The 24,646-nt window shown below is 63.1% G+C and carries 24 protein-coding genes; 19 read left to right on the top strand and 5 right to left on the bottom strand.

The genetic code is table 11. The features are described from left to right. Positions 1-150: 150 nt before the first annotated feature. A complete protein-coding gene (locus tag EB235_RS10070; RefSeq protein ID WP_027031125.1) occupies positions 151-1,053 on the bottom strand; it encodes a GntR family transcriptional regulator in 903 nt (300 codons plus the stop codon). 259 nt (positions 1,054-1,312) lie between these two features. Here EB235_RS10070 and EB235_RS10065 point away from each other — a divergent pair, with 259 nt between their 5' ends. The 6 genes from EB235_RS10065 to EB235_RS10040 all read left to right on the top strand — a co-directional run bounded on the left by EB235_RS10065 (position 1,313) and on the right by EB235_RS10040 (position 9,038). After that, the gene (locus tag EB235_RS10065) at positions 1,313-2,818 is read left to right on the top strand and encodes a UxaA family hydrolase (RefSeq protein WP_027031126.1); all 1,506 of its coding nucleotides are present in this window, start codon (positions 1,313-1,315) and stop codon (positions 2,816-2,818) included. Between the two features lie 62 nt (positions 2,819-2,880). Beyond that, the gene (locus EB235_RS10060) at positions 2,881-3,879 is read left to right on the top strand and encodes an aldo/keto reductase (protein WP_027031127.1); all 999 of its coding nucleotides are present in this window, start codon (positions 2,881-2,883) and stop codon (positions 3,877-3,879) included. 343 nt (positions 3,880-4,222) lie between these two features. Then, positions 4,223-5,218: an ABC transporter substrate-binding protein gene (locus tag EB235_RS10055; protein ID WP_027031128.1), complete on the top strand. Its 996-nt coding sequence runs from the start codon at positions 4,223-4,225 to the stop codon at positions 5,216-5,218. 157 nt (positions 5,219-5,375) lie between these two features. Continuing rightward, positions 5,376-6,899, top strand: coding sequence for a sugar ABC transporter ATP-binding protein (locus tag EB235_RS10050; protein ID WP_027031129.1), 1,524 nt, complete (start codon positions 5,376-5,378; stop codon positions 6,897-6,899). A 25-nt stretch (positions 6,900-6,924) separates the two neighbouring features. Next, positions 6,925-7,890, top strand: a complete 966-nt coding sequence (locus EB235_RS10045; protein ID WP_027031130.1) for an ABC transporter permease — start codon at positions 6,925-6,927, stop codon at positions 7,888-7,890. 131 nt (positions 7,891-8,021) lie between these two features. Beyond that, the gene (locus EB235_RS10040) at positions 8,022-9,038 is read left to right on the top strand and encodes a zinc-binding alcohol dehydrogenase family protein (RefSeq protein WP_027031131.1); all 1,017 of its coding nucleotides are present in this window, start codon (positions 8,022-8,024) and stop codon (positions 9,036-9,038) included. A gap of 14 nt (positions 9,039-9,052) precedes the next feature. Here the strand turns inward: EB235_RS10040 and phnF are convergent, their stop codons facing one another. Beyond that, on the bottom strand, positions 9,053-9,802 hold the full coding sequence (gene phnF, locus EB235_RS10035; protein ID WP_027031132.1) for a phosphonate metabolism transcriptional regulator PhnF: 750 nt from the start codon (positions 9,800-9,802) through the stop codon (positions 9,053-9,055). Positions 9,803-9,914: 112 nt separating this feature from the next. On the opposite strand from phnF, the gene phnG reads away from it, so the two are divergent. The 13 genes from phnG to phnE (EB235_RS09970) all read left to right on the top strand — a co-directional run bounded on the left by phnG (position 9,915) and on the right by phnE (EB235_RS09970) (position 20,958). Next, on the top strand, positions 9,915-10,376 hold the full coding sequence (gene phnG / locus EB235_RS10030; RefSeq protein ID WP_027031133.1) for a phosphonate C-P lyase system protein PhnG: 462 nt from the start codon (positions 9,915-9,917) through the stop codon (positions 10,374-10,376). Continuing rightward, on the top strand, positions 10,376-10,987 hold the full coding sequence (gene phnH / locus EB235_RS10025) for a phosphonate C-P lyase system protein PhnH (RefSeq protein WP_027031134.1): 612 nt from the start codon (positions 10,376-10,378) through the stop codon (positions 10,985-10,987). The genes phnG and phnH overlap by 1 nt, the downstream gene beginning before the upstream one ends. Position 10,988: 1 nt before the next feature. Next, on the top strand, positions 10,989-12,101 hold the full coding sequence (locus tag EB235_RS10020) for a carbon-phosphorus lyase complex subunit PhnI (RefSeq protein WP_027031135.1): 1,113 nt from the start codon (positions 10,989-10,991) through the stop codon (positions 12,099-12,101). Then, complete coding sequence (fosX, locus tag EB235_RS10015; protein ID WP_027031136.1) at positions 12,098-12,517, top strand: FosX/FosE/FosI family fosfomycin resistance hydrolase; 420 nt, start codon at positions 12,098-12,100, stop codon at positions 12,515-12,517. The genes EB235_RS10020 and fosX overlap by 4 nt, the downstream gene beginning before the upstream one ends. A 265-nt stretch (positions 12,518-12,782) precedes the next feature. Next, positions 12,783-13,679 (top strand): alpha-D-ribose 1-methylphosphonate 5-phosphate C-P-lyase PhnJ, encoded by an 897-nt coding sequence (locus tag EB235_RS10010; RefSeq protein WP_027031138.1) that lies wholly within the window; start codon positions 12,783-12,785, stop codon positions 13,677-13,679. Continuing rightward, positions 13,676-14,452 carry a phosphonate C-P lyase system protein PhnK gene (phnK, locus tag EB235_RS10005; protein WP_015315654.1) on the top strand — a complete coding sequence of 259 codons (777 nt, stop codon included), beginning with the start codon at positions 13,676-13,678 and terminating at the stop codon, positions 14,450-14,452. The genes EB235_RS10010 and phnK overlap by 4 nt, the downstream gene beginning before the upstream one ends. A gap of 2 nt (positions 14,453-14,454) precedes the next feature. Continuing rightward, positions 14,455-15,162, top strand: coding sequence for a phosphonate C-P lyase system protein PhnL (gene phnL / locus EB235_RS10000; protein WP_027031139.1), 708 nt, complete (start codon positions 14,455-14,457; stop codon positions 15,160-15,162). Next, positions 15,159-15,776: a DapH/DapD/GlmU-related protein gene (locus EB235_RS09995; RefSeq protein WP_027031140.1), complete on the top strand. Its 618-nt coding sequence runs from the start codon at positions 15,159-15,161 to the stop codon at positions 15,774-15,776. Before phnL ends, EB235_RS09995 begins: the two co-directional genes overlap by 4 nt. A gap of 85 nt (positions 15,777-15,861) precedes the next feature. Then, positions 15,862-16,572, top strand: coding sequence for a DUF1868 domain-containing protein (locus tag EB235_RS09990; protein ID WP_027031141.1), 711 nt, complete (start codon positions 15,862-15,864; stop codon positions 16,570-16,572). A gap of 133 nt (positions 16,573-16,705) precedes the next feature. Beyond that, the gene (phnC, locus tag EB235_RS09985) at positions 16,706-17,563 is read left to right on the top strand and encodes a phosphonate ABC transporter ATP-binding protein (protein ID WP_027031142.1); all 858 of its coding nucleotides are present in this window, start codon (positions 16,706-16,708) and stop codon (positions 17,561-17,563) included. A gap of 89 nt (positions 17,564-17,652) precedes the next feature. Further along, on the top strand, positions 17,653-18,561 hold the full coding sequence (gene phnD / locus EB235_RS09980) for a phosphonate ABC transporter substrate-binding protein (protein ID WP_027031143.1): 909 nt from the start codon (positions 17,653-17,655) through the stop codon (positions 18,559-18,561). Between the two features lie 56 nt (positions 18,562-18,617). Next, positions 18,618-19,589 (top strand): phosphonate ABC transporter, permease protein PhnE, encoded by a 972-nt coding sequence (gene phnE / locus EB235_RS09975; protein ID WP_027031144.1) that lies wholly within the window; start codon positions 18,618-18,620, stop codon positions 19,587-19,589. A gap of 1 nt (position 19,590) precedes the next feature. Beyond that, a complete protein-coding gene (gene phnE, locus EB235_RS09970; protein ID WP_027031145.1) occupies positions 19,591-20,958 on the top strand; it encodes a phosphonate ABC transporter, permease protein PhnE in 1,368 nt (455 codons plus the stop codon). A 223-nt stretch (positions 20,959-21,181) separates the two neighbouring features. Here the strand turns inward: phnE (EB235_RS09970) and EB235_RS09965 are convergent, their stop codons facing one another. The 3 genes from EB235_RS09965 to EB235_RS09955 all read right to left on the bottom strand — a co-directional run bounded on the left by EB235_RS09965 (position 21,182) and on the right by EB235_RS09955 (position 24,366). Next, a complete protein-coding gene (locus EB235_RS09965; RefSeq protein WP_027031146.1) occupies positions 21,182-22,033 on the bottom strand; it encodes a sugar phosphate isomerase/epimerase family protein in 852 nt (283 codons plus the stop codon). Between the two features lie 78 nt (positions 22,034-22,111). Next, entirely contained in the window at positions 22,112-23,299 is a 1,188-nt protein-coding gene (locus EB235_RS09960; RefSeq protein WP_027031147.1) for a Gfo/Idh/MocA family protein, read from the bottom strand. Between the two features lie 11 nt (positions 23,300-23,310). Further along, entirely contained in the window at positions 23,311-24,366 is a 1,056-nt protein-coding gene (locus EB235_RS09955) for a sugar phosphate isomerase/epimerase family protein (protein ID WP_027031148.1), read from the bottom strand. Between the last annotated feature and the right edge of the window lie 280 nt (positions 24,367-24,646).

Raw genomic sequence — 24,646 nt, 5'->3', positions numbered from 1 at the left:
TCACGGCGGCGACAGGTCGAAAATCGGCAATTCGATGCTGCGGCAACGCGGCGCGATTGGTGCATGTCGCCCAAAAGTGCGCAGCGGTTTTGGGACAACGACATGCATAAAACGGAAACCCGAGCTGCGTCGCGGCTCTCGCGACGCAGCTCAGGATTTTTGCGGTGAGCGGCTTTCAGGGATCGAGGTCAGCAATGTCTGGCGCGCCGACTTCAGGTGCTTGCGGCAAGCGACGTCGACTTTGCCGAGGTCGCGCGATTTGAGCGCCTCGATATAGGCAAGATGCTCGCCGATCGCGACTTCGTTGCGTTCGCGCTCCTGTGCCTTGTTCCACTGGTAGTGGTAGTGGAAGATCATGGCGATGACGTCATAGAAATCGACGATGAAGCGGTTGAGCGAGGCGCGATGGATGAGCCGGTGAAAGCGCTCGTCCAGCTCCGAGAATTCGTTGAAGCGCGTGGCAATGTCGCGCTGCAGAACACGATGCTGCTCTTCCAGCCGGTCGAGATCGGCCCAGACCGGGCTGTCCGGCGGCAGAGCGGCGAAAGCCGCCGCCGAGCGTATCTCGAACATCTCGCGGATTTCCGTCAGTTCGAGCGCGAAGGCCCGCGTGAAACCCTTCAGCACCCAGTGGCTGTTGCGGCGCTTCTCGATCAGGCCGAAGCGCGAGAAGCGGATCAGGAACTCGCGCACGCTGGTGGTGCCGACGCCGATCTCGCGCGCCAGTTCAAGCTCGTTGATCTGCATGCCGGCCTCTGCGCCGCCCGCGAGCAGCCTGCGCATGAACGACCGCTCGATGATCTCGGCGAGCGTATCGGTCTCTTCCTCGGGGAAGAAATCGTCGGGACGCGGGTCGCGCAGCACCGTCTTGGCGCGCTTGTTCCAGGCGATCAGTCCGGTCTCCTCCATGCGCGAAAGGATGCTGCGCACGGTCGTGCGGCTGACGCCGAGCAGCGCACCCAACTCCGGTTCCGACGGCAGGCTACGCGTCTCGTCGAGCAGCCTGAGGCACCTGTTATAGGCATCCTTGTAGACGTTGTTGCTCTTCGACATCCCCTGACCCATGCATGCCGGCGCTTGCGGCGGGCGGCTTGAAGCGCAATATGACGTTCCCATGACCCTGAAAAGCGGGAATCGCTTTCACTGGGGTTCGGTTCAATTGTTTGCAGCGCGTCACCACTTCCCCCGGGGACAGCGGAACCACCGCTAAAAAACAATTGACGCAAAACTGTTTTTTCACGATAAAAGACATTAACTCTTATCAAGCGCGTGTCAATCCGCGCGCATCCCAGGATCACCCAGGAAACCGCCCGTGAACGTCTCCAACACCATCCTTCTGTCCCCCGCCGACAACGTCGCCGTTGCCAATGGCCGCATCGAGATCGGCACCGTGCTGCCGGGCGGGGCGCTTGCCACCGCCCTCATCGAGCCCGGCCACAAAGTGGCGATCAAGCCGATCGCCGCCGGTGAAGCCGTGGTCAAATACGCCCAGGCGATCGGCCGCGCCACGCAGGGCATCGCGCCGGGCGAGCATGTCCATTCGCACAATCTGGTGTTCGAGGCCGGCCGTCTGCCGGTGGTGCCGCCGAGCGAGGCCGAGCACGCAACCGAGGCCGACCGTATCAGAACCTTCATGGGCTATCGCCGCGCCGACGGCCGCGCCGGCACACGCAACTTCATCGGCATCCTCGCCAGCGTCAATTGCTCGGCCACCGTCTGCCATTCCATCGCCGACACCGCCAACCGGACCTTGCTGCCGAAATATCCCGGCATCGACGGCTTCGTGCCGATCGTCCACGGCCAGGGCTGCGGCATGAGCGCCACCGGCGACGGCATGATGGTGCTGCACCGCACGCTGGCCGGCTATGCCCGCCATCCGAATTTCGGCGGCGTGCTGATGGTCGGCCTCGGCTGTGAGGTCAACCAGCTTACCCTTTACGGCCAAAAGGGTGTCGCCGCCGGCAAACGGCATTTCAACATCCAGGACGCCGGCGGGTCGCGCAAATCGGTGGAAAAGGCGATGTTGGTGCTGGCCGAGATCGCCGAGGAAGTCGGCCAGTTGAAGCGCGAACCGATCCCGGTCAGCGAAATTGTCGTCGGCCTGCAATGCGGCGGTTCCGACGGCATGTCCGGCATTACGGCCAATCCGGCGTTGGGTGCCGCTGTCGACATCCTGGCCGGCGTCGGCGGCATCGGCATTCTCTCCGAGACCACGGAAATCTACGGCGCTGAGCATCTGCTCGCCTATCGTGCGGCGACGCCGGAGATCGCCAAGAAACTCGACGGCTATGTGAAGTGGTGGGAAGATCACGTCGCTAAACACGGCGCCTCGATCGACAACAACCCCTCGCCCGGCAACAAGCGCGGCGGCCTCACCACAATCCTGGAAAAGTCGCTGGGCGCGGTCGCCAAGGGCGGCCAGACGCCGCTCAACGGCGTGTTCGGCTATGCCGAAAAGGTCACCGGCAATGGACTGGTGTTCATGGACACGCCCGGCTACGACCCGGTCTCGGCCACCGGCCAGGTCGCGGGCGGCGCCAATGTCATCGTCTTCACCACCGGCCGCGGTTCCTGCTTCGGCTGCCGGCCGACGCCATCGATCAAGGTCGCCACCAACTCGACCATGTATCACCAGATGGAAGAGGACATGGACGTCAATTGCGGCGTCATCGCCTCGGGCGAAAAGACCATCGCCGGCATGGGCCGCGAGATCTTCGAGCTGATCGTCGAGACGGCTTCGGGCCGCAAGACCAAGAGCGAGGATTTTGGCTACGGCGACAACGAGTTCGTGCCGTGGCATCTCGGCGCGACGCTCTAGATTTGACTTATATCTCGTAGACTTGCCAGGCCAGATGTCGGCCGGCAACGGGGAGGTTGCGCATGGAAAAACGCCGCATCGGCCAGACGGCGCTCGAGGTCACCGAGATCAGCTTCGGTGGTGCCGCGCTCGGCGGCCTCTACCGGGCCTGTTCACGCGAACAGGCGATGGAGACGCTGCAAGGCGCCTGGGAAGCTGGCCTGCGCTATTTCGACACCGCGCCCTTCTATGGTTTTGGTCTGTCGGAGCGCCGCTTCGGCGATTTCCTGCGCTACAAGCCGCGCGATTCCTATGTGCTGTCGACCAAGGTCGGCCGCCTGTTCCGACCGGTGCCTGAAGATCAGGTGCCCGATCACTCCTATGTCGATCCGCTGCCGTTCGCGCTGGACTACGACTATTCCTATGACGGCATCATGCGCTCGGTCGATTTCAGCTATGCGCGGCTTGGCCTCAACAAGATCGATATCCTGTACGTCCACGACATCGGCGCCTATACGCACGGCGTAGAGAAGACCAAGCTACACTTTCGCCAGCTGATGGATGGCGGCCTCAAGGCGCTCGAGGAGCTGAAGCGGGCCGGCGCGATTTCCGCCTATGGGCTCGGCGTCAATGAAGTCCAGATTTGCCTCGATGTGATGCGCCGCGCGCCGCTCGACTGCATCCTGCTCGCCAGCCGCTATTCCTTGCTCGACCGCAGCGCGGAAGCCGAACTTCTGCCGCTGTGCCTGAAACAACAGACGTCGCTGGTCATCGGCGGCGTCTTCAACTCCGGCATATTGGCAACAGGTCCCGTAACTGGCGCGCATTTCGACTATGCGCCAGCAAACGCGGACGTCCTTCACCGGGTCGACGCCATGGAGAAGATCGCCAGCGAAGGCGGCTACCCCTTGGCCGCCGCCGCCTTCCAGTTTCCGCTGCACGAACCGGTGGTGGCCACTGTGCTGACCGGTACCGCCAAACTGGCGAACCTGACGCGCAATCTCGAACTGCTCGACGTCGACGTGCCGAAAACGGAGTATGCCAAATATCGTCCCTACACAGTGGTGCAAGAGCTGGCGTGAACCAGCGCCATTTTTTAGGCCTCGATGAGAGTTCCAATTTCACAAATCCGCGACCCAGCCCAAAGAATGAACATTCCATATTGACTACTACATGGAATTAATATTCCATGTTTTTACGAACGGAACGGGAGCGTGGGCTGCGCCAAGGGAGGAGCAGCGTGTGAGCGTGCGAGTATGTGTCCGCTTCGATAGTGGGACCGGCTCGAAACACCGCTTGCATCGTCCAGATCGATGCACTATCAAAACAGCGTAAATGTTTTTTATTGATAAAGTTCCGTTTGGGCCACGCCTATCCGAACCGAGCTTTCGTAACGTTCACCGGGCGACTTAGGGAGGATCCTAAATGAAATTCGTGACCAGCATACTCAACCGCCGCGCCGTCATCGCGCTGGCAGCAGCTTCGATGCTCGCCGGAACCATGCATACCGCACCGGTTTCCGCGGCCGACGTGACCATTCCGATCATCGTCAAGGACACCACGTCCTTCTACTGGCAGATCGTTCTGGCCGGCGCCCGCAAGGCCGGCAAGGATCTCGGCGTCAATGTGCCGGAGCTCGGTGCCCAGGCTGAGACCGACGTCAACGGCCAGATCTCGATCCTCGAAAACGCCGTCGCCAGCAACCCGGCGGCCATCGTCATCTCGCCGACCGAATTCAAGGCGCTCGGCAAGCCGATCGATGAAGCCGCTGCCAAGGTCAAGATCATCGGCATCGATTCCGGCGCCGACTCCAAGGCCTTCACTTCGTTCCTGACCACCGACAACGTCCAGGGTGGCCGCGTCGCCGCTGACGGCCTCGCAGCCGCCATCGGCGCCGCCAATGGCGGCAAGATCGAGGGCGACGTCGCCCTGATCACCAACGCACCCGGCGCCGGTTCGCTCGAACAGCGCAAGCAGGGCTTCACCGAACAGCTCAAGGCCAAATATCCAGGCCTCAAGCTGGTCGCCGACAAGTACGCTGACGGCCAGGCCACCACCGGCCTCAACATCGCCACCGACCTGATCACCGCCAACCCGAACCTCAAGGGTATCTTCGCCTCCAACCTGATCATGGCGCAGGGCGTCGGTCAGGCTGTCGCCGAAAACAACCTTGGCGGCAAGCTGGCGCTGGTCGGCTTCGACAGCGACGAGAAGCTGATCAAGTTCCTCAACGATGGCGTCATTTCCGCCCTCGTCGTCCAGGATCCCTACCGGATGGGCTATGACGGCATCAAGACCGCGCTCGCCGCCTCGAAGGGCGAGAAGGTCGAAGCCAATGTCGACACCGGCGCCAATCTGGTGACCAAGGACAACATGAAGGATCCCAAGATCGACGCGCTGCTCAACCCGAAGCTCAAGTAGGCATCGGTATGAAACCTGTTTCCGGGGCCTCGCGCCCCGGAAACATCAGCTTCTGGCACAAACGGCTTGGCAATCCGCTGCCTTGGGCTAGGCTGCAAATGAGGTGCGTTATGGCCTCGCAGCCTGCCAACCGTGAGACCAATCTGGGAGGATTGCCATGATTTCGACAGCGCAGGACCTGCATCCCGCCCCCGCGCTGCAACCAGGGCGGACGATCCTCGAATTGCGGGGACTGGAGAAGCGCTATCCCGGCACGCACGCGTTGAAGCCGGTCAATCTTGCTTTCAAGTCGGGCGAAATCCACGCCATCGTCGGCGAGAATGGCGCCGGCAAATCAACTCTCATCAAGCTCTTGACCGGCGTCATGCCGCGCACTTCCGGAGAAGTCATCTGGGAGGGCCAGCCGGCGGCGCTCGCGACACCGCATGAGGCGATGGCGCTCGGCATCAATGCGGTGCACCAGGAGGTCGTGCTGTGCCGTCACCTGACGGTCGCCGCCAACATGTTCCTCGGCGAGGAGAATTCCCGCTTCGGCATCCTGCAGCAGCGCGCCATGGTCAGGGAAGCGCAGAAGATCATCGACGATCTCGGCTTCGACCTGCCGGCGCATGTCACGCTGGGTGATCTCACAATCGGCCAGCAGCAGCTGATCGCGGCGGCCCGCGCCACCGTGCGCGGCACCAAATTCCTGATCTTCGACGAGCCGACCGCTTACCTCACCCGCAAGGAGGCCGACCAGCTCTTCACGCTGATCCGCCGATTGAAGGGCGAAGGCGTGACGATCATCTATATCAGCCACCGCATGGAGGAAGTGTTCGAGCTCGCCGACCGTGTTTCCGTGCTGCGCGACGGCACGCTGGTCGGCACCCGCAACATCGCCGAGACCAACGATGCCGAGCTGGTCAAGATGATGATCAACCGCTCGATCGAGCAGGTCTACCACAAGGAGCATTTTACGCCGGGCGCCGCCATCATCGAGGCAAGGAACCTGTCCGGCAAGGGCTTCGAGGATATCTCGATGACCGTTCGGGCCGGCGAGATCGTCGGGCTGTACGGTTTGATCGGTGCCGGGCGCAGCGAGTTCGTCACCACGCTCTACGGTCGCCACCGCAAGTCTGCCGGCCAGATTCTGTGGCAAGACAAGCCAGTTCAGATCAATTCTGAACATGACGCGATCAAGCTCGGCATGGCGCTGGCTCCGGAAAGCCGCCGCGATCAGGGCCTGTGTCTCAATTTGCCGGTTGGGCTCAATCTCAACCTGCCGATCTACAAGCGCATTTCGAACAATCTGCTGATTTCGAGCGCCCAGGAAAAGACGCAAGCCGACCGCCAGATTGCCGATCTGCGCATCAAGACGCCAACGCGCGGCGCACTCGCCTCCAGCCTGTCGGGCGGCAATCAGCAGAAGATCGTCATCGGCAAATGGCTGGCGCACGGCGCCAAGCTGTTCATCTTCGACGAGCCGACGGTGGGCGTCGATGTCGGCACCAAGGCCGAAATCTACCGCCTGTTCGGCGCGCTGCTGTCGAAAGGCGCCGGCATCATCCTGATCTCATCCTATCTGCCGGAGGTCTATGAGCTCGCCGACACGCTGCATGTGTTCCGGCGCGGCAGGCTGGTGGCCAGCCACGGCTTTCGCGCCGCCAGCCATGAAGACGTGCTGACGCAGGCGATCGGCTAACAACAAAAGAAGAAGCGGAGGAACCATGAGCACCGAAGTCATACCGGTCGAAAAACCGAAGCGGAACTACAACGTCCTGTTCGGGCTGACGCTGCTGGCTTTGCTGGTGCTGCTCTGGATCATCCTCTCCTTGGCGACGCCAAGCTTTGCCTCGGGCAACAACATCGCCAATCTTCTGCGCCAGGGCTCGATGATCGCCATCATGGCGGTCGGCCAGACCTTCGTCATCATCACCGGCGGCATCGATCTGTCGGTCGGCGCCGTCGTCGGCTTCGCCACCGTCATCGTTGCCCTGCTGATCAATGCCGGTGTCCCCATATGGCTTGCCATTCTGGCGACGCTGCTGGTCGGCGTTGCCATCGGCATGTTTCACGGTTTCGGCATCGTCAAGATGGGCCTGCCACCTTTCATCATCACGCTGGCGACGCTCACCTCGCTGCGCGGCATCGGCTTGCTGATGACCAACGGCAATTCGATCAACATCAACAGCGACAGCTTCACGGCTTTCTCGCGCAATTCCTTCATCGGCATCCCCAATTTGTTCTGGATGGTCATTCTGGTCGGCATTCCGGCCTATGTTTTCCTGCATCACAGCCGCTGGGGCCGGTATCTCTTCTCGGTCGGCTCCAACGCCGAGGCCTCGCGCCTCTCCGGCGTCAACGTGCAGCGCACCATCTACATGGCCTACACGCTGTCGGGCCTGTGCGCGGCCTTCGTCGGCGTGCTGCTTGCCGCCCGCATCGGCATCGGCAATCCGACCCAGGCAGAGGGCTGGGAACTGCAGGCAATCGCCTCGTCGGTCATCGGCGGCACCTCGCTGTTCGGCGCCGTCGGCTCGGTGCATGGGCCGCTGCTCGGCGCCTTCATCCTGGCCACCATCAACAACGGCGCCAACCTGCTCAACGTCAACTCGTTCTGGCAGCGTATCATCACCGGCGCGCTGATCATCATCATCGTCTACTTCGACGGGCTACGCCGCCGCGGCAAGTAGACCGACGAGCAATCAATCGCCGGACCGCCACACAAGCGGGGCCGGCGATTTCATCGGAGCAATTCCAGGAAAAGTGTGAAGCGGTTTTCCCACAGGAATTGCTTCAAGAATGAGACAGACTGGATCAAGATATGAAAGCCGTCGTCTGCCGCTCGCCCGGCGACCTTGCCCTGGAAGACCGTCCCGCGCCTGGAAAACCACCCGCTGGCTGGGCGCTGGTGGCAGTCAGCCATGTCGGCATCTGCGGCACCGACTACCACATTTTCGAGGGCAAGCACCCGTTCCTCGCCTATCCCCGCATCATGGGCCACGAGGTGTCGGGAACGATCGTCGAGACCGGTGAAGGCGTCGACCTTGCGGTTGGTGAACCGGTCGTCATCAATCCCTATCTGTCCTGCGGCAAGTGCATCGCCTGCCGGCACGGCAAGCCGAACTGCTGCGTCAAGATCGAGGTGCTCGGCGTGCATCGCGACGGCGCCATGTGCGAGAAGATCCTGGTGCCGGCGCAAAACCTCTATCCGGCCAATGGCCTGTCGCTGGCCGACGCCGCCGCCGTCGAATTCCTGGCCATCGGCGCGCATGCCGTGCGGCGTGCTAGGGCTGATGCCGGTGCCCGCACGCTGGTCATCGGCGCCGGCCCGATCGGGCTCGGCACCGCCATCTTCGCCCGCATCGCCGGGCTCGACGTGGCGCTGCTCGACATGAGCAGCGAACGGCTTGCCTTCGCGGCGGCCGAACTCGGCTTCCAGACCCTCGACGGCTCGCGCGGCTCGGTACCCGATCTGATCAGGGAAGCGACATCAGGCGAAGGCTTCGACGTGGTCTTCGACGCCACCGGCAACACCGCCTCGGTGCAGTCGGCCTTCGCCCATGTCGCGCATGGCGGGACATTGGTGCTGGTCAGTGTGGTCAAGGACGACATCGTCTTTTCCGACCCGGAATTCCACAAGCGTGAAATGACGCTAATCGGCAGCCGCAATGCGCTACGTGCCGACTTCGACCATGTCGCTGCCTCGATCCGCAACGGCGCCGTACCGCTGGCCAAGCTCGTCACCCACCGTACCTCGCTTGCCGATACGCCGCGCGATCTCGCCCGCTGGGCACATGAGAAGTCCGGCCTGATCAAGGCTGTGATCGCAATTGGATAAACTGCGACGGACGCTTAGAGCGCCGACAGCTTCAGCTCGACCCGTTCCGCCGGGAAGCGTGACTCCGAAAACTGGACCGGCTGGCCGTCAGGCGTGACATTGACGGAGGTCGTCACCAGCACGATGGCGCCCGGCTGCAGGGCGAGGTCGGCGAGATCGGCCGCATCGGCGTGGCGCGCCGACAGCACGGTGGACTGCCTGAGATAATCGTCTATGCCGAAACGAGCCAACGACGCGGTAATCGAGCCGGTCTCAGCCATCGCCTTCTCGATGCCGGCAAAGCGCTTGGCCTCAAACCAGCCGGCGGCGCGTGACACAGGCCGTCCATCGGCTTCGCCGCGCGTCTCCAACCTTATCACCTCGGCGCCCCTGGCAAGGCCAAGCCCCTCGGCGACACGCTGGCTGGCCGGCTCGACCGATGAGGAGAGCAGCACGATATGCCGTTCCGACGTCTGCCCTTGCAGGCCTGTCGAAAAGCGCGTGCGCGCGCCGATCGGATAGGACAGCCGCTTGCGCGACAGGACGAAGGTGCCGCGCCCCTGCTCGGCCCGCAGCACACCTTCCTGCACGAGGGCCGATATGGCGCTGCGCACCGTGTGGCGGTTGACGCCATAGCGTTCGGCGAGCGCCACTTCCGGCGGCAGCGCGGCATTCTCGGCGAAGTCGCCCACCGCAATTCCGTGCAGGATCTTGTCGGCAATCTGCCGCCACAGCGACACGCCGCTGCGCCGCTCGATGCTGTCGGCCGCCATTTGCCCAATCATGACTCGCCCCCGGCCCTGTCATCCACCCGTCATGGACACACGTTAGGTAATATGTATAATTTGTATAGTTGTCTATATCAATAGACAAATTTAGCCAAGAGGAATGTTGCTGATGCGAGGACAGGAAGCCCGCGACCAGGCCGAGCGCAAGGCCGCCATGGCGACACTGGCGCAATCGAGCGGCGACGATATCGTCCGGCTCTGGAACGAGGCCGGCCTGCCTTCGCAAGCCGAATTGCTGCGCGGTCCCGAGACCGGCCTGGTGACGCTGCGCGGCCGCATCGGCGGAGGCGGCGCGCCCTTCAATGTCGGCGAGGCGACCGTCACCCGCGCCACCGTGCGGCTGCCGTCCGGACAGGTCGGCCATTGCTATGCGCTTGGCCGCGACAAGCAGAAGGCAAAGCTGGCGGCAATAGCCGACGCGCTGTGGCAGGACCCTGCCCGCCGCGCCGAGGTCGAGGCCAGGCTGATCGCGCCTTTGAGATCGGCGCTCACCACTGCCCATGAAAAACGCCGCGCCGAGACGGCGGCTACGAAGGTGGATTTCTTCACCATGGTTCGCGGAGAAGACTGATGGATATCGCAGCGCAATCGATCGAGGGCGGTTTCGCCGATCCGGTGTTCAACGCCCAGACCGTTTTCCGTGCCGTCATGGACGCCATGGCGCGGCCGGGCAGTGCGCAGCCTCTGCCGACCTTGGCCCGCCCGCCGGCGCCGCTCTCGGCAATCGCCGGTGCCGTAGCCCTGGCGCTGTGCGACAACGACACGCCGCTCTGGCTCGACCCGGCCCTGCACGCCTCCGCCGCGATCGGCTCCTGGCTTGGTTTCCACACCGGCGCGCCGCTGGCCAACACGCCGGCCGACGCGCATTTCGCATTTGTCGCCACGCCGGCCGAGATGATGGCGCTGGACGGCTTTTCGCAGGGCACGCAGGATTATCCCGACCGCTCGACCACACTGATCCTGCAGGTCAGCGACCTCACTTCAGGCGCTCCGCTGCTGCTCGAAGGTCCTGGCATCGAAACCAGCGCCACGATCGCGCCGGCGCAGATGCCGCGCCACTTCGTCGAGCAGTGGAAGCAGAACACCAAGCGTTTTCCGCGCGGCGTCGACATCATTCTCGCCACCGCTGAAGGCATAGCCTGCCTGCCGCGCACGACGCGCATCAAGACGATGGAGGCGTAGCATGTATGTCGCGGTAAAAGGCGGCGAGGCCGCAATTGCCAACGCCCACAGCCTGCTCGCCGACCGCCGGCGCGGCGACCGATCGGTGCCCGCACTTCGCCTCGACCAGATCGTCGAGCAATTGGCACTCGGCGTAGACCGGGTGATGAGCGAAGGCTCGCTCTATGACCGGGAACTGGCGGCACTCGCCATCGTCCAGGCGCGCGGCGACATGATCGAGGCGATCTTCCTGGTGCGCGCCTACCGCACCACGCTGCCGCGCTTCGGTTACTCCAAGGCCATCGACACCAGCGCGATGCGGGTCGAACGGCGCGTCTCTGCAACCTACAAGGACCTGCCCGGCGGCCAGTTGCTTGGGCCGACCTTCGACTACACGCACCGGCTGCTCGATCCCGAGCTTGCCGGCGGCGCCGATGTCGCTGAGCCGTTGCGGCGTGACACCGAAGCGCAGGCCATGCCGCGCGTCTCGGCGATCCTCGCCCGCGAAGGCCTGATCGAACCGGACGGCGACATGCCGCAGGACCATGTCCCCGGCGACATCACCCGAGAGCCGCTGGAATTCCCGATGGCCCGCGACATCCGCCTGCAGGCGCTGTCACGCGGCGATGAGGGTTTCCTGCTGGCGCTTGGCTATTCCACCCAGCGCGGCTACGCCCGCAACCATCCCTTTGTCGGCGAAATTCGCATCGGCGAGGTCGAGCTGGAGTTGGACGTTCCCGAACTGCCCTTCGCAGCCCCCCTCGGTGCTGTGCGAGTCACCGAATGCCAGATGGTCAACCAGTTCAAGGGGTCGGCCAAGGCGCCGCCGCAATTCACGCGCGGCTACGGCCTCGTCTTCGGCCAGAGCGAGCGCAAGGCGATGGCCATGGCGCTGTGCGACCGCGCGTTGCGCGCTTCCGAACTCGGCGAAGACATTGTCGCCGCCGCCCAGGACGAGGAGTTCGTCATCTCGCACTCCGACAACGTCCAGGCGACCGGTTTCGTCGAACATCTGAAGCTGCCGCACTATGTCGACTTCCAGGCCGAACTCGACCTCGTCCGTCGCATGCGCGCCGAATACGAAGCCCGCGAGAACCCGGCAAAGGTCGAAGAGAAGCGGCAGGCCGCGGAATGATCCAAGGCCTGTCCCATATGACCTTCATCGTCAGGGATCTCGAGCGGATGACCGCGATCCTTGAAGGCGTTTTCGATGCACGCGAGGTCTACGCCAGCGACGCCGAACAGTTCTCGCTGTCGCGCGAAAAATTCTTCCTGATCGGCGACATCTGGATCGCCGTCATGGAGGGCGAGGCGCTGCCGGAGCGCAGCTACAACCACATCGCCTTCAAGATCGATGACGCCGATTTCGAAGGCTATGCCGAGCGCGTCGGCAAGTTCGGGCTGGAGATGCGCCCGCCACGCCCACGCGTCGAGGGGGAAGGCCGCTCGATCTATTTCTACGACGACGACAACCACATGTTCGAACTGCACACCGGCACGCTCAATGAGCGGTTGGCGCGCTACGCCAGGGGATTGGAGGCGGTACAATGAATTTAGTGCCCGCCCCCGTGGCCGCCACCATCGTGGGAATGACCGCCATACCCGGAGTAGTCAGCATTACTGATACCTATGGACTCACCGTGAGAGCCCTCTCTGGAGGCGGGAAGAATCATGCGCCGAAGGAAAAAGAGAACGACGCCGGCGAACACCACCAACAGAATTCCGAGATGCATCCATCCGGTCGAGTTCATCTGAATTCGCCCCTGTTCCCGCGTCCTGGACCCCAATTCAATAGCACAAAGCGGACGTGATCACCATGACCGACATCGCCACCTACAACTTCGCCTATCTCGACGAACAGACCAAAAGGATGATCCGTCGCGCGATCCTCAAGGGCATCGCCATCCCCGGCTATCAGGTGCCCTTCGCCTCGCGCGAAATGCCGATGCCCTACGGTTGGGGCACCGGTGGCGTTCAGGTAACCGCCTCGATCATCGGCCCTGATGATGTGCTGAAGGTCATCGACCAGGGCGCCGACGACACCACCAATGCGGTCTCGATCCGCGCCTTCTTCAAGAAGGTCGCCAATGTCGCGGTGACGACGGATACCGCCACCGCCACCATCATCCAGACCCGCCACCGTATCCCCGAGCATCCGCTGACGGCAGGCCAGGTGCTGGTCTACCAGGTGCCGATCCCCGAGCCGCTGCGCTTCCTCGAACCGCGCGAGACAGAAACGCGCAAAATGCATGCGCTGGAGGAATACGGGCTCATGCATGTGAAGCTCTATGAGGACATCGCCAAGCACGGCCGCATCGCCACCACCTATGCCTATCCGGTCAAGGTCGAGGGCCGCTATGTGATGGACCCGTCGCCGACGCCGAAATTCGACAATCCCAAGATGCATCGCTCACCGGCCCTGCAGCTGTTCGGCGCCGGCCGCGAAAAGCGCATCTACGCGGTGCCGCCCTTCACCGAAGTCGTCAGCCTCGACTTCGAGGACCATCCGTTCGAGGTGCAGACCTTCGACCAGCCCTGCGCGCTGTGCGCGGCCGAGAATGTCTATCTCGACGAGGTCATCCTCGACGACCATGGCGGCCACATGTTCGTCTGCTCCGACACCGACCATTGCGAGAAACGGCGTGCGGACGGCCATCGCGGCCATCTTGCCCCGGAAACCCCTGCCGCAGGAAACTTGGAGCCGGCACAATGACCGACGAACCACTGCTGCGCGTCTCGGCGCTGTCCAAATTCTACGGCTCGCGCGTCGGCTGCGACAACGTCTCCTTCGACCTGTGGCCGGGTGAAGTCCTGGCCGTCGTCGGCGAATCCGGTTCCGGCAAGACGACACTGCTCAACTGCCTGTCGACACGGCTGTTGCCCTCCTCCGGCACCGCCAGCTACCGTATGCGCGACGGCCAGTTCCGCGAGCTCTACCGCATGAGCGAGGCCGAGCGCCGGTTCCTGATGCGCACCGACTGGGGCTTTGTCCACCAGAACCCGGCCGATGGCCTGCGCATGACGGTGTCGGCCGGCGCCAATGTCGGCGAGCGGCTGATGGCGGTCGGCGACCGTCACTATGGCAAGATCCGCGCCACAGCCGTCGACTGGCTGTCGCGCGTCGAGATCGAGGAAGACCGCATCGACGACGAGCCGCGCGCCTTTTCCGGCGGCATGCGCCAGCGCCTGCAGATCGCCCGCAATCTCGTCACCGGCCCACGGCTGGTGTTCATGGACGAGCCCACCGGTGGCCTCGACGTCTCGGTGCAGGCGCGCCTGCTCGACCTGTTGCGCGGGCTGGTCACCGATCTTGGCCTCGCCGCCATCGTCGTCACTCACGACCTCGCCGTGGCGCGGTTGCTGTCGCAGCGCATGATGGTGATGAAGGACGGCCGCGTCGTCGAAAGCGGCCTCACCGACCGCGTGCTCGACGATCCGCGCGCGCCTTACACGCAGCTTCTCGTTTCTTCCATTTTGCAGGTGTAACGATGCCAACTCCGCTCGTTGTTTCCGACGTCGCCAAGAGCTTCACCATGCATCTGCGCGATGGCATCAAACTGCCCGTCGTCGCCGGTGTCTCCTTCTCGATCAAGGCTGGGGAATGCACCGTGCTCGGCGGCCCGTCCGGCGCCGGCAAGAGCTCGATCCTGAAGATGCTCTACGGCAACTATGCCGTCGACGAAGGCCAGATCATCGTCAAGCATGAGGACGGCCTGATCGATCTTGCCCATGCCAGCCCCCGCACCGTGCTTGCCGTGCGCCGGCAAACGATCGGCTATGTCAGCCAGTTCCTGCGCACCGTGCCGCGCGTCTCGGCGCTTGATGTCGTCGCCGAACCACTGGTCGAACGCGGCGAGGAGCGCGAGACAGCCAGAGGCAAGGCACGCGCGCTGTTGGCGCAGCTCAACCTGCCGGAAAAACTCTGGGCGCTGCCGCCGGCGACCTTCTCCGGCGGTGAGCAGCAGCGCGTCAACATCGCGCGCGGCTTCATCACCGAGCATCCGATCCTGCTGCTCGACGAACCGACCGCCTCGCTCGACGCCAAGAACCGCGACGTGGTGATCGAACTGATCGCCGCCAAGAAGGCGGCCGGCGTCGCCCTGCTCGGCATCTTCCACGACCACGACGTGCGCGAGGCGGTGGCCGACCGCGTCATCGACGTCACCGCTTTTGCTCCGGGAAAACTCGCCGCATGACCAGGAAACTGTCGGAGACGCCGCTGGTCCACCCGACGGCGGAGGTGCACAATACCACGCTGGGCCGCTGGACCGAGATCGCCGACCGCAGCCGGGTTTCGGAAAGTGAACTCGGCGACTATTCCTACATGATGCAGGACTGCGCCGTCTGGTGCGCGACGATCGGCAAGTTCGCCAACATCGCGGCCGCAGTGCGCCTCAATGCCACCAACCACCCGACCTGGCGGCCGACGCTGCACCACTTTACCTACCGCGCCTCGGACTATTGGGACGATGCCGAGCACGAGAGCGCATTTTTCGCCGAGCGGCGCGCCAAGCGCGTCACCATCGGCCACGGCACCTGGCTCGGCCATGGCTCGACCGTCCTGCCCGGCGTCACCGTCGGCGATGGCGCGGCGGTCGGCGCCGGAGCCGTCGTATCCAAGGATGTTGCCCCCTACACCATCGTCGCGGGAGTGCCGGCAAAACCGGTCCGCGAACGCTTCGATCGTCGCACCGCCGAACGCTACCAGGCGCTTGCCTGGTGGGACTGGGACCATGCCAGGCTGCGCGCGTCCCTAGAGGATTTCCGCGAGCTTTCAGCGGAGGCTTTTCTGGAAAAATACGAGGGCTGATCCCTCACATCATCGTCAGGGGAAGCCTGTTCACATCCTTGACACATGACTCGGACAGGACGTCATCTCCCCCAAGGAGATCGCCATGCCCGACACCGTCAGACCCTCGCTCGCCGGATTCTTTGCCGGCTCCAATCCGACCCCGCCGGCACATCTCGGCACGCGCTACGACATTTCGGGCAATTTCCTGACCGAGCCCGGCAACACTGTCGTCAGCCATCTGGTCAGCGGTTCACCGTCCGAGGGCGTGGTGCTTGCGGTGCGCGACAAGATGCTGGCGATGCCTGACGCTGATCGTCTCGCCTTCACGCCGGTGTCCAGCCTGCACATGACACTGTTCCAGGGCATCATCGAATATCGCCGCCGCTTGCGTTACTGGCCGCACGACGTGCCGCTCGACACCAGTATCGACGCCATGACCAGGCTTTATATGGAACGGCTGAAAGGTTTCGAAGGCTTCGGCCCGTTCAACATCAAGGTGGTAGAAATCGTGCCGACCGGTCTCACCGTTGCCGGCGCGACGGACGATGACGTACGCATCATGCGCCAATGGCGCGATGCGCTGGCGGCGCCGTTCGGCTACCGGCACCCCGATCACGACACTTACGTCTTCCACATCACCTTCGCCTATCAGATCCAGCGTCTTGCCGACGACAGGGCGGCGGCATGGCAGGACCTGTTCGATGATGGCCTGGCGCTTTTCGCACGGCAGGCCCCAGTGATCGAGATCAAGGCCCCCGCCTTCTGCGCCTTCCGCGACATGAAGCATTTCGAGGAATTGCTGGTGCTTGGTTGATCGCACCGCAAGGAGCGCCTGACGCCGCGTCTGTGGAGCGTAACAAAACTGACATGCTGGCGACACGGCAGGTTCATGTGGCTGCGTTAGGCGAGAGCCTGACGATTAATATGGTCCCGACTGGAACCTGCCCATGTCAGCAAGCTCTGCCACGCTCGAAATCCGCGGTGTCAGCCGACGATTTGGCAAGAACACCGCCGTCAGCGACATCAACATCTCGATCCCGCAAGGTCAGATGGTCGGCATCATTGGTCGTTCGGGCGCCGGCAAATCGACCCTTCTTCGCATGATCAACCGTCTTATCGATCCCAGCCAGGGGTCGATTTTTTTTGACGGCGCCGATGTCTCCAAGCTGCAGGGCTCGCCGCTGCGGCGCTGGCAGCGCGACTGCGCCATGATCTTCCAGCAGTTCAACCTGGTGCCGCGCCTCGATGTGCTGACCAATGTGCTGCTCGGCAAGCTGAACCACCGTTCGACCATCTCGAACCTGCTTGGCATGTTTTCGCGCGCCGAATGCGCCGAGGCTGTCGCCGCGCTCGAGCGCCTCGACATCGCCCGGACAGCCCTTCAGCCCGCCGGCACCCTTTCAGGCGGCCAGCAGCAGCGTGTCGCCATCGCCCGCGCCATGATGCAGCAGCCCAAGGTGATCCTCGCCGACGAGCCGATCGCCTCGCTCGACCCGCTCAACGCCAAGGTGGTGATGGACTCGCTGCAGGACATCAATCTGCGCGAAGGCATCACCGTCGTCACCAATCTCCACACGCTCGATACCGCCCGTACCTATTGCAACCGCATCATCGGCATGGCCGCCGGCAAGGTCGTCTTCGACGGCCCGCCCGAAGAGCTCAACCGTGAGGCGGTGCGTCTCGTCTATGGCGCAGATAGCAATGGCGGCGAGATATCGGAGGCCATCACCTCCACCAGCGTTGCCTTCAAGCAAAAGATTGCAGCATCCGCCGGACCGCTCGAACCTGCATTTCCGGGTTATTGAGCCGCACTGGATCGTCCGCCCGCGTCAAGGGCACCTGTCAAGATCAGAACGCTGCCGGCGCGGGGCCGGAACCTACAGGAGAGATATCAATGTTCAGGAAGATGGTTTTCGGCGCCGTTTCGGTGCTCGCCATGGCCACCAGCGCCGCTCATGCAGCCGACATGAAGGAATTCCGCGTCGGCATTCTCGGCGGTGAAAACGAGACCGACCGGCTGCGCAACTACCAGTGCCTGGCCGACCATTTGAAGACCGAGTTCGGCTTCGAGAAGGTCTCGCTGTTCCCGGCCGCCGACTATGACGGCGTCATTCAGGGCCTGCTTGGCGGCACGCTCGACTTCGCCGAACTCGGCGCTGCCGGCTATGCAGCCGTCGTTCTCAAGGATCCGAAGGCCGTCACCCCGATCCTCACCACCCAGCAGACCGACGGCGCCACCGGCTATTATTCGATCGGCCTGGCTCTGAAGTCCTCCGGCATCACTGACATCAAGTCGGCCAAGGGCAAGAAGCTCGGCTACGCCGATCCGGATTCGACCTCGGGCTACCTGATCCCGCTGACCCAGATCCCGAAGACCACCGGTGCCTCGAACGAAACCTTCTTCGCGTCGACCCAGTTCAACGGCGGCCACGAGAACAACGTTCTGGCCGTGCGCGACGGCAAGGTTGACGTCGCGGTGGACGATTCCTCCGGCATCGGCGACTTCAAGAACGGCTACACCTCCGGCACCTTCCACAAGGAAGTCGCCAAGGGCGCCGTCGACCCCAACGACTTCGTCGAAGTCTGGCGCTCGGGCCTGATCCCGAACGGTCCGCTGGTCGTGCGCACCGCGCTCGGCGACGACATGACCGCCAAGCTCGCCGCCTTCTTCACCGACCTGCCCAAGAAGGACAAGGCCTGCTTCGAAGGCGTCGAAGGTGGCGATTTTACCGGCTACGTCCCGGTGAAGCCGGACTTCTACAACGTCATCGTCGAAGCCCGTAAGGCAGCCATCGGCGGCTAACGGCGAAATCGAAAAGGGCGGTGTTGGAAAACACCGCCCTTTTTGCATCCCCGATCATGACCCTTTCCGTGACAGCCCCATCCGCGACAGCCTCCTCTGGCGCCACCCACCAGATGGCCGATGCCTGGCGACGCCAGACGTCGCTGCGCCGGTTCTATACGGCGCTTGGCGTCGCCCTGCTGCTTGCCGCGATGTTCGCCAGCATGTGGTTCGCCGACGAAGCCAATGCCGGCCACTTCTTCGACCGGCTGCCGCACATCCTGGATTTCCTGAGCTGGCTGATCCCCAAGGACTGGAACGATGTCTGGCGGGCTCTGTTCGACGTCGCCTCGCCGCACGACACCGGCACGCAGGAGTTCAACTTCCCGCTTGGCCGCATCTATGTCTGGGGCGGTTTCTACATCCCCGAATATTTCGAGCTGATGCTGACCACGGTGAACGTGGCGCTGGTCTCGACCTTCATCGGTTTCATCTTTGCCGTGCCGTTTTCCTTCATCGCCGCGCGCAACCTGACGCCGCACCCGGTGCTGCGGCTGGTCGTCAAGCGCTTCATGGAATTGCTGCGCGCGTTCCCCGAGATCGTCATCGCCGGCCTGTTCGCCGCCATCGTCTCGATCGGCCCGGTCGCCGCCATCATCGCCATCGGCCTGCATTCGATCGGCGCGCTGGGCAAGCTGTTCTACGAGATCAACGAGAACATCGACATGCGGGCCGAGGAAGGCCTGCGGGCGGTTGGCGCCAACTGGTTCGAGCGGGTTCGCTTTGCCGGACTGCCGCAGGTGCTGCCCAATTTCATGTCCTACACGCTGCTGCGGATCGAGATCAACGTCCGCATCTCGACCATCATGGGCGCGGTCGGCGGTGGCGGCATCGGCGAGGAGTTGAAGCTCTCCATCTCGCGCGGCTTCGGCGCCAAGACGCTGGCCATGGTGCTGCTGCTGTTCACCACCATCTTCATCGTCGACCAGTTCTCCGCCTGGCTGCGCCGCAAGCTCGTCGGCGAGCAAGCCTTTGTCATGGGGGCCTGATATGACGGCGATGACCGCAGACGAAATCAGCGCGATCGAGGAACGCTTTCCGCAAGTGTTTCGGCGCCCCGCCTACAAGCGTTTCGGCCCGTTGTTCCTGCTTCTCGGCACCGTGCTCTATCTCGTCTACGCCATGTGGTTCTTCACTCTGCCGCAAGTGCTGCGGGACTCGCACTGGGAGCGCCTGCCGCTCTTCCTGTCGCAGTGGGTCAGCTATGATTTGCAGCCGGAATTCCGTCTCGACCAGCCTGAGATCACGCCCAAATATCCGCGCTTCTCGGCGCTGGGCGACAACCCCAACCCCGACTGGGTGATCAAAGGTCCAGACGGCACCTACACGGTGATGATCGATGGCCCGGCCAAATCCATCACCTTCGACAAGACGCAGGCGACCATCGTGGCCAATGGCCAGACCGTGCCGGTGGCGCTGACCAGCGGCAAGCCGGTGGTTACTGGCCCGGTGCCAGACTGGATCACCGCGCATGACGACGAGGTGGTCGCCAAGATGGGCTTTGCCGGCGAGGTCCGTGTCACCGTCGACCGCGTCAAGGTGCGCAAGCGCTTCCTCGGCTGGGCGAATTTCGTCTTCGACACGCGCTCGCCCTTCTTCGGCAAATCAGCCGGAGAAGTGGTCTCGCTGATCATCTCCGGGCCCGAACTGAAGCCAGGCACCACCAACCTCGCACTGGCCGGCGACAACATCTGGAACAACGCCCAGTGGCAGCATGGCGACGTCTGGACGAAGCTTTTGCAGACCATCGTCATGGCGTTCCTGGGCACGCTGCTCGGCGGCATCGTCGCCTTCCCGCTCGCCTTCTTCGCCGCCCGCAACATCACGCCGAGCGGCATACTCAGCCAGGTGCTCAAGCGTTTCTTCGACTTCATGCGCTCGGTCGACATGCTGATCTGGGCGCTGTTCTTCACCCGTGCCTTCGGCCCAGGACCATTGGCGGGAAGTGCTGCGATCTTCTTCACCGAAATCGGCACGCTCGGCAAAACCTATTCCGAGGCGCTGGAAAACATCGACGACAAACCACGCGAGGGTGTCGTCTCGACCGGCGCCAACGGCCTTCTGGTGCAGCGCTACGGCGTGATCCCGGAGGTGATACCGGTGTTCATCAGCCAGACGCTCTACCAATGGGAATCCAACACCCGCGGCGCCACCATCATCGGCGCCGTCGGCGCCGGCGGCATCGGCCTGAAACTGTGGGAAGCCATGCGCACCAACTCCAACTGGGCCAACGTCTTCTACATGGTGCTGTTGACGCTGCTCGTGGTCTTCATCTTCGACAACATTTCGAATTTCCTGCGCCGCAGGCTCAGCCGCACGATCCATGACTACAACCGGATCCAGGCTGAGCAGGGGTAGCTATCTCAGCATCTCAGGGCATGTCGATATTCGGGTCAGGCCGAGTCGAAAATGCTGGGTTGCGAGAACCGGCCTTCGCCGGCCATAGCCTTCATCGAGCGGAGGCATTTCTGAGGGCTTCGGCCGGCGAAGGCCGGAGCGGAGCGTACTTTTGGGTACGTGAGCACCGGAAGCGCAGGAACCCTGCATTTGCAGGCCGGCCTCACCCGAATATCGACATGCCCTAAGCAGCCTTCTTCCACCCATTCCTGATATGCTGATACCCATCCCGATACACCGCCTCAGGCGTCTCGGAAAAATCGCGCCACACCTTGGTCGCCGCTGCCAGATCCTTCAGCGAACGCCCGAACGCCTCGATGGTCAGCCAGTCGTCATAGCCACTCTTGCGGATGGCCGAAAACGTTTCCTTCCACGGAATGTTGCCACGCCCCGGCACGCCGCGATCGTTCTCGGATATGTGGATGTGCACGACATTGCCGCGATGCTTCGTGTAGGCGCCGATCGGGTCGGCTTCCTCGATATTGGCGTGGAAAGTGTCATACATCGCCTTGATGTGCGGCCGGTCGATGGCATCGATATGCTCCGACAGGTCGGCCATCGTATTGAGAAGGTAGCACTCGAAGCGGTTGAGTGCCTCGAGCCCGATGGTGACGCCCCGCTTTCCGGCATGATCGCCAATGGCACGCTGCGAGGCGACCGAGCGCTTCTTCTCGACGGTTGTCGGGCCGTTGCCGGAGAAAGCACCGAGCGTCGAATGCAGCGGGCCGCTCAGCGTGTTCGCGCCGAGTGCAGCACTGCAATCGACAGCCCATTTCATGTAGTCGATGCCGGCCTTGCGGGTCGCCGCGTCGGCCGAGATAAGGTTCATTGAGGGATCGCCCATCGCCGAGACCGCGGTGCGCTCCAGCCCGATGCGGTCGAGCAGATCGGCAAGCTTCTTGTAGTCATCGGGGACACCGGCAAAGACCGGTATCTCGACACCATCGAAGCCCGTCGCCTTGATGTCCCGCAACAGCGCCTCGTGCTTTTTCGAGACGCTGGTCGTCCATAAGAACATGCACATGCCGATCTTCATCGACGCCCCTCCCCCATTTGACGACGCGCTGGCTATTCCGCCTGCTTCGCGCCATGCCCCCCTCACCTGGTCATGCGACTAAAGCTTCATCCACGCCCCGTTCTTCTTCGAAGACTTCACGCAGGCTTCGATGAAGGCCATGCCCTCGACGCCATCCTGGATGGTCGGGAAGACGACATCCTTTGCCGGCTTGCCACCTTTCTTGCGTGCCGCGCGAATGGCGCGCGCGGCCTCCTGATAGATGTTGGCAAAACCTTCGAGATAGCCCTCCGGATGGCCCGACGGCACACGGCTGACACGGCCGGCAACCGGCAACGAACCGGCGCCATTCCGGGTGAGCAGCTGTTTCGGTTGGCCGAATGGCGTGTACCAGAGATAGTTCGGATCGGCCTGCACCCATTCCAGCCCGCCTTTCGAGCCGTAGATCCGCAGCTTCAGTCCGTTCTCATGGCCGGGCGCCACCTGGCTCGCCCAGATCATGCCCTTGGCCGGATGCGTCTTGCCGGCCGGTTTGAAGCGCAGCATGACGTTGACATTGTCGTCCAGCTGGCGCCCCGGCACGAAGGCGTCGAGATCGGCCGACAGCGAATCGAGCTCCAGCCCGGAGACGAAGCGGGCGAGATTGTAGGCATGCGTGCCGATATCGCCCAGTGCACCGCCCGCACCCGCCTGCTTGGGATCGGAGCGCCACGCCGCCTGCTTCTGGCCGGTGGCGGCAAGGTCCTCGGTCAGCCAGTCCTGCGGATATTCCGACTGCACGATGCGGATATCGCCAAGTTGCCCCTTGGCCACCATTTCGCGCGCCTGCCGCACCATCGGATAGGCGGTGTAGTTGTGGGTCAGCACGAACACCTTGCCGGTCTTCTCGACGATCGCTGCAAGCTTCTTGGCCTCGGCCAGCGTGGTCGCCAGCGGCTTGTCGCAGATGACGTGGATGCCGGCCTCGAGGAAGGCCTTGGCCGCCGGCACATGGACATTGTTGGGGGTGACGATCGCCACCGCCTCGATGCCGTCGGGGCGTTTCGCCTCGGCCTTGGCCATCTCGGCATAGGACGCATAGCTGCGATCCGGGTCGAGCCCGAGTTCGGCGGCCGAAGCCTTGGCTCGCTCGGGATTGGCCGACAGCGCACCGGCCACCAGCACGAAATCATTGTCCATGCGCGCCGCGATGCGATGCACCGCACCGATGAAGGCGCCTTGCCCGCCGCCAACCATGCCATAGCGGATCGGGCCGCCTCCCGTTTCCGACTTCGATGCGCCAACCATGTTCTTCTCCGTTAGATACCCATCATGCCGCGCAGCACTTTCTTGTCCGTCGCGCCGCCGGCAAAATCGTCGAATGCCTTTTCCGTCACCCGGATGATGTGGTGCTGGATGAAGGGTGCGCCCTCGGCCGCACCGTCTTCCGGGTGCTTCAGGCAGCACTCCCATTCCAGCACCGCCCAGGAATCATAATTGTACTGCGTCAGCTTGGAGAAGATGCCGCCGAAATCCACCTGCCCGTCGCCCAGCGAACGGAAGCGGCCGGCGCGGTTGGTCCAGCTCTGATAGCCGGAATAGACACCTTGCCGCCCGGTCGGATTGAACTCGGCGTCCTTGACGTGGAAGGCCTTGATGCGCTCGTGGTAGATGTCGATGAATTCGAGATAATCGAGTTGCTGCAGCAGGAAATGCGACGGGTCGTAATTGATGTTGCAGCGCCTGTGGCCGCCGACCGCGTCGAGGAACATCTCGAAGGTGGCACCGTCGAACACGTCCTCGCCGGGATGGATCTCGTAGCCGACATCGACGCCATTGTCCTCATAGACATCGAGGATCGGCTTCCAGCGCTTGCCGAGTTCGGCGAAAGCTTCTTCGATCAGACCGGCCGGCCGCTGCGGCCAGGGATAGAGATAGGGGAAGGCCAGCGCGCCGGAGAAGGTGACAGACGCGTTGAGCCCAAGATTGCGCGACGCCTTGGCGCCGAACTTCATCTGCTCGACCGCCCATTTCTGCCGCGCCTTGGGATTGTTGTGGACCGATGCCGGCGCAAAGCCGTCGAACTGCGCGTCATAGGCCGGATGCACCGCCACCAACTGCCCCTGCAGATGCGTCGACAGTTCGGTGACCTCGACGCCGGCCTCAGTGCAGATGCCCTTCACCTCGTCGCAATAGGTCTTGGAAGACGCCGCCTTCTTGAGGTCGAACAGCCGCGCGTCCCAGGTGGGGATCTGCACGCCCTTATAGCCGAGACCGGCGGCCCATTTGGTGATCGAGGCCAGCGAATTGAATGGCGCTACATCACCCGCGAACTGCGCCAGAAACAGTCCAGGGCCCTTCATTGTCGTCGGCATCGGCATCCTCCCTCATTGTGTCGCGACCAAGCATAGCGCCGATTGGAAGCAGGGCCAGCCATTTTGGTCTTCTCGCACCGGGCGCTTTGCAGGCACTGCCATTCTGGTATTACCAAATAGGGGAATTTGGTCAAGCCTCACAATGCATCGCCGAAGCCCTCGGCACATCCGAAATATCGACATATATCGCAATATAATCAATGAAATAATCCGCACGAAGAGTTGCGTTGCCGCACTTCTTGCCGTTCTATGGAATTTGCTGTAGACCTCGCTTCAGGCC

This window comes from Mesorhizobium loti R88b (assembly GCF_013170845.1).
GTDB classification, from domain to species: Bacteria; Pseudomonadota; Alphaproteobacteria; order Rhizobiales; family Rhizobiaceae; genus Mesorhizobium; species Mesorhizobium loti_B.
The sequence above is the reverse complement of the archived record's forward strand: the minus strand, read 5'-3'. Positions and strand labels throughout refer to the sequence as shown.